Consider the following 8,774-nt stretch of genomic DNA (forward strand, 5'->3'; position numbering starts at 1 on the left):
CACTGGCCTTGCACGCCCTCCCACCTGTACGTACATTTTCCGTTCCATCAAGGAGGCCGGAGCATGTCGATCTCAACAGCCCGCAGAACCCAGAGAATCGATCTGCGCGCCACGCCGCGCCAGGAGACCCTCATTCAGCAAGCGGCCTCCCAGACGGACCGCTCCGTCAGCGAGTTCATCCTGTCCGCAGCGACACGGGAAGCCGAGCGCATTCTCGCTGATCGCCGCTGGTTCTCCGTGACGTCAGAGCAACTCGAAGCCATTGAGGCCGTGTTGGACGCTCCGCTGGAGGAGACGTCCCGCCTCGCCCACCTATGGGACCGCCCCTCCCCCTTCGGAACCCGCATCAACCTTGACGACGAATCGTGAGCGCCGGAGGCCTCGAGTCCCCGCGGCGCCTCAGGCGCCAGGACGTCACGGCTGGCTTCCGCAGCGGGGCCACCGCCCAGGATGACGTCATTCTCGGTTATTACGCCATCGCGACGGCCACATACTCCCGCGACGATGCGCCCCAGGGACTCAACCACCGCAGCTGAGCCGGATGCTCGGGTCCTCCTGACCCGAACCGGCCGCGAGAACCAAACGCCGGCTCAGGCCGACGTCACCGGCCCCGCACCGGACCGGCGCTGTCTTCAGCAGCCCAGGGCGCTGCGCTCCTCCGACCCCACCCAGCCCGAGCGGCTCTCCAGGGCGCGGAACCAGCGGGCCAGCGCCGGCCAGAAGGAGACTGACGGCGCCTCCCCGCCGGGGTAGTGCTGGCGCCCGCCGTACTCGTAGGACTGGACGGTGGTGAACAGGCGGATGTCGCTGCCGGTGGGCTTGTCGCCGCACAGGTACTGGCCAATGGCGACGACGGCGGACAGGGCCGGCCCGTCGAGCATCGTCAGGCCGTCCTCACGGGAGGCCTCCATCCGCGTGGCGCGGGCCAGGAGGGTGTCGATGACGTCGAAGCCCACGAGGACGCCGTTGGCCGCCGCCGCGGCCTTCTCCGGGTCCTGGGAGTGAGTGGCCACCGCGTGGCCGACGTTGATCTGCGAGCCGATCCACGTATCCCAGGCGTCGGTGGAGTTGCGACGGTTGAGCGGATAGAGGTCCGGGGCGCCCTCGCGCTGGAGGTCCCACCAAGCAGTGGACAGGTCGAAGAGCATGTCGCCGGAGTCGTCGCTGACGACCTCGCCGGTGGTGGTGTCCACGAGGGCCGGAACGGTGGGGGGCGGCTCGTAGCCGGGGGTCTTCTCGTAGACCTCGGCCAGGGAGCGGGCGCCGAGCGCCGGATCCACGCCGGGTTCGCCGTCGGGACCGGTCAGCTCCCAGTAGCCGTCCGCACCCTTGCCGTAGCTCCAGGACACAGGGATCGCCTCGGTCAGGCCCAGCAGGCGCCGGGCGATGAGGACGCGGCGGCACCACGGACAGGCCCCCGATGCCACGAGTCGGTAGCGCCCCGCCTCCACGGGCAGGTCGCCGCTGGGTACGAATCGGTGTGAGACTGCGATGGCCAAGGGGTGCCTCCCGGGAGGGTCGTCGAGGGGTTGGATGCCCACGGCTAATCATTCCTCGCATATCGGCAGCCGTCACCCGATTCTCACGGGGCGGAATCTCGCATCCCGTACCCGCCGACGCCGACGGTCCTCACTCAACGGGGGCATCCTGCGCATGGGGTTGCACTATCTCTTGGCCAGAGCGGCGTCGCAGCCCAGGACAGCGTTGCGGGCCGGGGAGGAACCGCATCGCGGGCCGCGCAGCCCGCGCCACACGTCAGCGCAGCGTCTCCTCGATAGAGGCCACGAACTCCAGGGCGTCATGCCCGTCCCAGTACGGCTCGCCCAGCAGGTCGCGCACGCGGGCGCAGGCGGCCAGGGCATCGTCGCGCTCGCCGCGCTCGGCGTGCAGGCGGGCCAGCATGCACAGGGCGCGCGAGGCCGAGTCGCGGTCCTCGGTGTCCATGTAGCCGTCGTAGGCGGCCTCGCAGTGCTGGACGGCCTGCCAGTTCTGGCCGGTGCGCCACAGGATCCAGGCCATGTCGTCGTGCCAGTCGCCGATCTCCCACGCCGAGGAGTAGCCCTCGGTGTCGGCCACGCCGGCGAAGGCCTGGCGGGCCTCCTCCATGATCTGGCGAGCCTCGTCGAGCCGGGCCCGGGCCATGGGCAGGGTGAGGTCGTCCACCAGCGCCCGCGCCGAGCGGCGCAGCGCCCGCCCCCGGTCCAGGCAGCCCTGGTCGGTGCGGGTGTCCTCCAGGTCGGCGGCCTGGCGGAACAGGGCGGCGGCGCGCACATTGTCTTTGAGGTTGGAGGCGGCCATCGCCGCGTGCGAGAGGTACTCCCCCGCCAGCGCCCGGCGCCCCTGGTCCTGCAGGATCCGGGCGGCTTCCAGCGAGTGCTCGGCGACGCTCTCCTCCTCACCCATGGCCATGCCGGTCTGGGCCAGGAGGCGGTGCAGGTACAGGGCGATGCTCCTGGCCCCGGTGCGCTGGGCCAGAGCCAGCGCGGACTCCAGGACCTCGGCGCTCTCCAGGAAGCGCTCGGAGGCCTCCAGCGCCGAGCCCAGGGACAGCAGGGAGGCCACGGCGTACAGGGTGATGCCGGCGGCCAGCATGATGTTGGCCTGCTCGCGGAACTGGGCGATGGCCTCATCGAACTGGCCCACCTCCATGGAGGAGATGCCCAGCAGACGCCGACCGCGGGCAGCCAGGACCGGGGAGACCTTCTCGTGGCGGCGCATGACCTCCTCGGCCAGGAGACAGCCGTTGTAGACGTCGCCGCACTCGGCCAGGACCTCGGCGCGCGCCATGTCGAGGATGTCGTCCATCCGCTCGGCGTGGCGGTCCTCGGGGACGGCGTCGGCGGCGCGGGCGACGACCTGGATCGCCCCGAGCGCCTCGTCCTTGGCGTGCAGGTCGGTGAGGACCGAGGCCCCCACGAGCAGGGCGTCGGCGGCCAGGACGAGCGCGTCGGTGCCCCCGGGGTCGAGCAGCTCGGTGGACACCAGGTCCTCGACCTGGGCCTCGATCTGCCCGATGAGGGAGGTGGCCCGCTGCAGGCGCTCATCGCGCACGGCGTCCTGGGAGCGCTCGGCGATGGAGTCGGCGGTGATCTCGTTGTCGAGGTTGAGCAGGTCCACGTAGTAGGCGCCCAGTGGCCCGAAGGCCAGCTCGATGAGGGGGCGGATCCGCAGGCGCTCGGCGATGGCCTCGTCCATCTCGGTGCGGCAGGTCATGGCGGCGGCGCGCAGCAGCCCCGTGTGGTACTCCAGGCCCGGGATCTCCTCACCGATCGGGGGCAGCAGGTCGCGCGTGGCCACCTGGTCGACGACGTACCAGTAGTCCATCGTCGAGGAGCCGATGGTGCGGCGGTGGTCGACGTAGCGGCGCACCGCCTCCTCGCCGTTGCGCACTGGCCGGGGCCGCACGAGGTCCACCAGGGGGAAGGGCTCGTCGCCGCTCTGGTGGCTGGTGGCGGCGCGGGCGCGTCGGCCGGCCGTCTCCTGACTCGACGACGTCGTGCGGGGCGCGTGCTCCTGGACCAGGCCGTTGTCGTCGGCCACGAGACCCAGGAGGGAGGCGACGTCGGGGGCGGCGCCGTCCTCGTCCACGGTCAGGCTCGTCTGGGCCGCCTCGGGCAGCTCCTCGGAGGGCTCCAGGAGGTCGACCTCCACGCCCAGCCCGTGGACCGCGCCGGGGGCGGCGTCGAAGGCGGCCCGGGCCAGGGAGCGCTCCAGGTGGTCGGAGATGGTGGAGTTGCCGTTGCGCGTGTCGAACTGCTGGGCCAGGCGCCGGGCCCAGCCGGTCATCTCGGCGTAGGCGCGCGAGATCGTGGTGGAGGACTCCAGCCCCGGCAGCGGGTACCACAGGTCGGCGGCCGGGACCTCGACGCCGAGGGCCTCCTCGCCGCGGCCCGCCCGCTCGGCCTCGCGCAGCACCAGGCTCATGCCGCGCAGGGCCGACAGCAGCACGTAGGCGGACTCGGCCTGCGCCAGCCAGGACAGGTGACGGCGCAGGATCTCCAGGCCCCGGTCCACCCGCCCCACGAGGGCCAGGTACTCCAGGTGGTAGGCCAGGGAGATGAGAGCCTTGGGGCTGCGGCGGATCTCCCGGTAGGAGCGCAGGTGCGCCTCCCAGGCCGCCCGGGGCCGGCCGGAGGCCAGCAGGGGCAGTAGCACGAGGGACTGCGTGGTCTGGGGCTGCACGGAACAGCTGACGGCGCCGGTCAGCGCGGGCACGGCGGTGGCCACGGCCAGCTCCCAGGCCTCGGTGCGGTAGGCGAAGGCGACCTGGCGCATGGGGTCGCAGCCCTCGCAGTCGGCGTTCTCGTCGCGGTGGGTGGCCCGCCAGGCGGCCAGCTCCTCGGCGGCCTCCTCCTCGAGGCCCAGCAGGCCGGCGACCGAGGCGCGCTCTCCGTGGACGACGTGCATGGAGGCGCCCCCGGAGCGGTAGAACTCCTCGAGACTGGCCTCGAGCTGGCGCACCTTGTCCTTGGAGACCCTGGGGTTGGCGCCCGCCACGGCCACCGCCCACTTGAAGTGCCAGTGCAGGGTGCGCACCTGGGCGTCGTCGAAGGCCTCGGGATGGCGCTGGTAGCGGCCGAGGTTCCACGAGAAGGGCGCCAGCGCCTTCCACGCCTCGTTGCCCTGCTGGTAGGCCTCGGTCAGGGCCAGTCGGGTGGCGATCCGCAGGTCCTCGTCGCCCAGTGCGTCCGCCCAGCTGACGGCCTCCGCGATGAGGGCCGAGGTCTGGGGGCCGTGGCCGAGGGCATCGGCGTAGGCCAGACGCTCGAGGATGTCTTCGCGTGTGGTCATGGAGTCTGTCCTTCCGGGCGGAGCCTGACGTTGCACCGTCATGAGGCGAAGGCTTCCACCGTGTGCTGCAAGAACGCACGGAATGCGGTCCGTGTACCCCAGGGACGCCGTGGGTGGAGCGTCGTCCCGCACCGCTCACCGGTGAACGGCGGCATGGGCATGTCGGGCTCCTTTCGTCCAGAGGGCGGTTGTCCGACGTCCAGTGTTACCGAACAGTTATAGAATCCGCTACTGCAACGGCCAGCGGCAACTCCGCCTCAGGGCATGTCGGGGACGAGCGCCCCCACCGGACCGGCCGGCTCCAGGACCGGGCTCCCCGACGCCGACTCCCGCCACTCCAGTGTTTCCAACGGATGCCGCCGCGCCGGGTTCGTCAGACCTGCGCGAGCTAGGACACGAGTAGGGGCTTGGGGGTGTCGGTTGTCTCAGCCCCGGTTCCGCCCTCAGCATCACCCGGAGCGCCGGGGGCCGGCCCGTCGACGACGGCGGCCATCTCCACTGTCGCATCGGCCATGTCGGCAGCCACGCCGACGGTCATACCGGCTGTCATCGCGGCGACAGGAGCCTGCGCGCTCAGGTGAGCGGGCTCTCCTCCCACGGCCTCAGCAGCACCGGCGCCGCCGGCGGTCCCGGCGGCCTGGGCAGGCCGGGGCGCCTCAGGCAAGACGATCACGGTCGCCCCGCCGCCCTCGCCGTCGCCATGGGTCTCGACCTCGGTCTCCGGCCTGCTCTCAGCCCGGGGCGCGGGTGCGCTCTCAGCCTCCGACCCGGCGTCGGGCCGCCTGTCGGCAGGGGCGTCCTGGGCGGCCAGGAGACCGAGGACCTCGCGCAGGGCCGTATCGACGCCGTCGAGGATGAAGTCCAGGGTGCCGGCCAGCTGGGCGTCGTCGAGCCCGACCCCGATGTTGGTGAGGACCTCGGCGCACAGGCCCAGGCCGGCGTCGTCGACCTCGGTGTAGAAGGCGGGGATGAGCCGGCCGCTGGAGACCTCCTGGGCCACGGCGCGCACCCGCGAGAGCTCCGCGGAGCCCGGCAGGTCGGCGGCGAGCTGGTAGTGGGCGCGCACGGCGAGGATCCGGCGGTCGACCACCATGAGCACGTAGTCGAACCCGGCCGCCGAGAAGCGCACCACCCCCTCGGACAGGTCGAGGTCGTAGCGGTGGCCGCGCGCGGCCAGCCAGGCGGCGAGCCGCCTGAGGGTCACGGTCGGGGTCACCGACCCCTCCGGCTGATTCCACCAGGCCATCAGTCCTCCTCCCAGGTGACGAGCTCGGGGAAGCGCTCCTGGACGGTGGAGAAGAAGGCAAGGGTCATGCCCAGGCCCATGTCCATGAAGGCGTCGAGCTGGGCCTCACTCATACCCGCGCCGACGTAGGCCACCATCTGGGTGCTCAGCAGGAGGCGGCCGGGGTCGTGGGCGGGGGTAACGGCCAGGTCCGGGCCGTAGGTGGAACGGTGCTGGGCGTCGATGAAGGCGCGCATCTCATCGAGGCGCTCGGCCGCCGGGCGCCCGCGCCACATGCCGGCCACGACGAGGGCGGCCTCCTGGTCGTGCAGGTAGATGCCGATGTCGCAGCCCGGGAAGCCCATGAAGACGGCGCCGTCCTCCTCGGGGCCGGCGGTGATGCCGTGCTGGGACAGCCAGATCTCGACCCGCTGAAGGGTCAGAGCTGGTTGGGCGCTCATGGGATCTCTCGCCTCCTTCCCGGTGCGGGACGTGATGCGGATTCGGTGCGGGTGGCGCCGCTGGGGCGTGCGGCGCGCAGCTGATGATCCGGCCTGGGGCCGGTGGTGATGCAGGGTGGGCCGTCAGAACTCGATGTCGGAGGCGATGTCCGCGACCGTGTCGACCTGGCCGGTGCCGACCTGTGTGCTGCGCACGCTACCCGTTGAGGCCCCCCGACCCCTAGTCGAGCGCGGGGCGCCGACGGCGTCGGGTCGGCTCCCGGCTGCCGGGATCCCTGAGCCCGCCGGCCCGGCGGGGCCCCTGGAGGCGGCGAGGGCGCCGGGACCGTCGGGGAGTCGTGCCAGCGCCTGGTCCAGGGAACGGCCCAGGACACCGGAGGCCGACTCGGCCAGGGTCAGGCAGCGCGAGTCCATCTGCTCGGTGGTCGTGTATCCGCGGCGGCCGGCGGCCGGGCTGCGTCGTCCTTTGCCGGCGCGTGCGGTGGGCTCGTTGCGCCCGGGGCGGGTGCGCTGGGGGGCACCCGTAGAGGCGGCCCCCGCTCTCCCGTCCTCCCTGGCACCGGATGACCGGGAGAAGGAGGCGCTGTCTTGGGACTTCTTGCGGAAGCCGACCATGGTGGTCCTTTCGGGAACGGTTCCGAACGGCGTCGGGCCGCACGGGGGATGAAGAGCTGACAAGCCGACGGGATGGCGAAGGAGTTGCGGCACGTCGTCGAACTCGAGCCGTCTGCGGGTCGCCCGAGTGCCAGGCTGGGCGGACGGCGGGTGGGAACGCTAGCGGGGCACCTCGCAGGAGAGCTGGTCGGCGGCGTGGGCCTGCTGGCTCCACAGCTCCTCGGTGAAGGTGTTGTCCAGGATGGAACGGGCCAGGGGCTCGTCGGGGCGCATGATGTCGCGCACCGTCTGCAGGATGAGCTGGCGGCGGTCCTCGAGGCCCTCCTGGCCCAGGATCTGGGCTGAGCGGCCCAGGCCTCCCATGAAGTTGACGTACTCCATGGCGTGGTACTGGGGGGAGACCTCGTCGGGGCGCAGCTGGTGGGTGCGGGTCTCCAGCGCCTTGCGCACGTCGCGGCGCAGGGCCTCCTGGCCGCCCTGGGAGCGCACGTAGAAGGGAAGCAGCCGGTTCATCATGAGGTAGTGGGCGATGGCGTAGTCGACGTAGTAGAAGAAGGCCAGGCCCACCCCCTCCTCGGCGGCCTGCTCCGACTCGGACTTCTGCCACTCGGCGTAGCAGGTGGTCTTGGCGACCTCCTTGGCCCAGGTGGGCGCGGCCGCCATGGCCTCGGTGGGTTGGAAGGCCACGCGCGACTTGCAGCGCGGGCAGGTGATGAACACCGGCATGTGGTAGAGCTCGGGCAGCGGCACCGGGTCGCCGCACTTGTCGCAGGTGAAGGAGAACTGGGCCTGGCGCCAGTCGGTCATGGCCCGGTTCCACTCCTCGCGGGCCTGCTCGGCGCGGCCGGGGGCGAAGACCTCCTCGATGATGTTGCGCAGGCGCGCCTCGAAGCCGCCCACGAGGTTGGCCGCGTCCTGGAGGCGGGCGGAGAGCTGACGGTCCTCGTCGATGGACAGGTCGGCGTCGATGTCCAGGAAGGGGGCGAAGTGCTTGGCGAAGACCCTCTGGGCCTTGGTGTGCAGGAACATGATCTGGGCCTCGACCTCCGAGCGGAAGGCGGAGACGGAGGCCGGATCGGTGATCTGCATCTCCATCGCGGTACGGGCCGAGCTGACGCCGAACTCCCGGGCGCGAGCCTCCAACCGGTCCAGGTAGGTGCTCAGGCGCTGAGTGAGTGCCTGAAGCCGCCGGTAGTAGCGGACGTAGGCGGACATGTCAGGCTCCTTGCGGTGGAGGATCGGGATTATCACTGAGGAAGGCGCCGATTGCCGAGGCTGTAGACACGCGACTCGGGGCCGGCGACCACGCCGACGCACGAGCCCGGCACAGAGACGCCCACGGCTGCCAGCACTGCGGATGCTACTCAACTAGAGACTTCAACTGCGACCTGTTCGTGATCTTTTGACATCGCCAGGCTCAGCATCCGGGCAGGACTCCCCCTTGCCATTCCTCCGACGGTGTGGCTTCTCGTCCGCCCACAACGGCGGCGCCATGCAGGAGAAAAGTCCTGGCGTAACCCGCGTCGGAGCGAGCCGAGAAACGCCGATAAGTGACAAGGATCACGACATCGCTGCAGGTGTGGTCCGGCTGGCCGGAGCCTGCGACGAGACCTTTCTGTGACCCGCGGGTGGCCCAACGGCCCTTGAACCGCGTGTTCGTAGGGTAGGTCGCCGGTTCGTAC

The 8,774-nt window shown here is 71.3% G+C and carries 8 protein-coding genes; 2 read left to right on the top strand and 6 right to left on the bottom strand.

All coding sequences use genetic code 11. The features are described 5' to 3' along the window. The first annotated feature begins 63 nt into the window (after window positions 1–63). Both HMPREF2883_RS04905 and HMPREF2883_RS14075 read left to right on the top strand, forming a co-directional pair. On the top strand, window positions 64–369 hold the full coding sequence (locus HMPREF2883_RS04905; RefSeq protein ID WP_070659290.1) for a type II toxin-antitoxin system TacA family antitoxin: 306 nt from the start codon (window positions 64–66) through the stop codon (window positions 367–369). Next, a complete protein-coding gene (locus HMPREF2883_RS14075; protein ID WP_232023060.1) occupies window positions 366–536 on the top strand; it encodes a hypothetical protein in 171 nt (56 codons plus the stop codon). Before HMPREF2883_RS04905 ends, HMPREF2883_RS14075 begins: the two co-directional genes overlap by 4 nt. Window positions 537–632: 96 nt before the next feature. On the opposite strand, the gene HMPREF2883_RS04910 is transcribed toward HMPREF2883_RS14075, so the two are convergent. The 6 genes from HMPREF2883_RS04910 to HMPREF2883_RS04935 all read right to left on the bottom strand — a co-directional run bounded on the left by HMPREF2883_RS04910 (window position 633) and on the right by HMPREF2883_RS04935 (window position 8,307). Next, the gene (locus HMPREF2883_RS04910) at window positions 633–1,499 is read right to left on the bottom strand and encodes a glutathione S-transferase C-terminal domain-containing protein (protein WP_081381267.1); all 867 of its coding nucleotides are present in this window, start codon (window positions 1,497–1,499) and stop codon (window positions 633–635) included. Between the two features lie 256 nt (window positions 1,500–1,755). Further along, entirely contained in the window at window positions 1,756–4,791 is a 3,036-nt protein-coding gene (locus HMPREF2883_RS04915) for a tetratricopeptide repeat protein (protein ID WP_070659294.1), read from the bottom strand. Between the two features lie 388 nt (window positions 4,792–5,179). After that, window positions 5,180–6,037: a hypothetical protein gene (locus tag HMPREF2883_RS04920; RefSeq protein WP_070659296.1), complete on the bottom strand. Its 858-nt coding sequence runs from the start codon at window positions 6,035–6,037 to the stop codon at window positions 5,180–5,182. Then, window positions 6,037–6,477, bottom strand: coding sequence for a YbjN domain-containing protein (locus tag HMPREF2883_RS04925; protein WP_070659297.1), 441 nt, complete (start codon window positions 6,475–6,477; stop codon window positions 6,037–6,039). The genes HMPREF2883_RS04920 and HMPREF2883_RS04925 overlap by 1 nt, the downstream gene beginning before the upstream one ends. Before the next feature lie 123 nt (window positions 6,478–6,600). After that, a complete protein-coding gene (locus HMPREF2883_RS04930; RefSeq protein ID WP_070659299.1) occupies window positions 6,601–7,092 on the bottom strand; it encodes a hypothetical protein in 492 nt (163 codons plus the stop codon). A 159-nt stretch (window positions 7,093–7,251) separates the two neighbouring features. Further along, a complete protein-coding gene (locus HMPREF2883_RS04935) occupies window positions 7,252–8,307 on the bottom strand; it encodes a hypothetical protein (RefSeq protein ID WP_070659301.1) in 1,056 nt (351 codons plus the stop codon). Window positions 8,308–8,774: the final 467 nt, after the last annotated feature.

The organism is Actinomyces sp. HMSC075C01, assembly GCF_001812965.1.
Taxonomy (GTDB): domain Bacteria; phylum Actinomycetota; class Actinomycetes; order Actinomycetales; family Actinomycetaceae; genus Actinomyces; species Actinomyces acetigenes.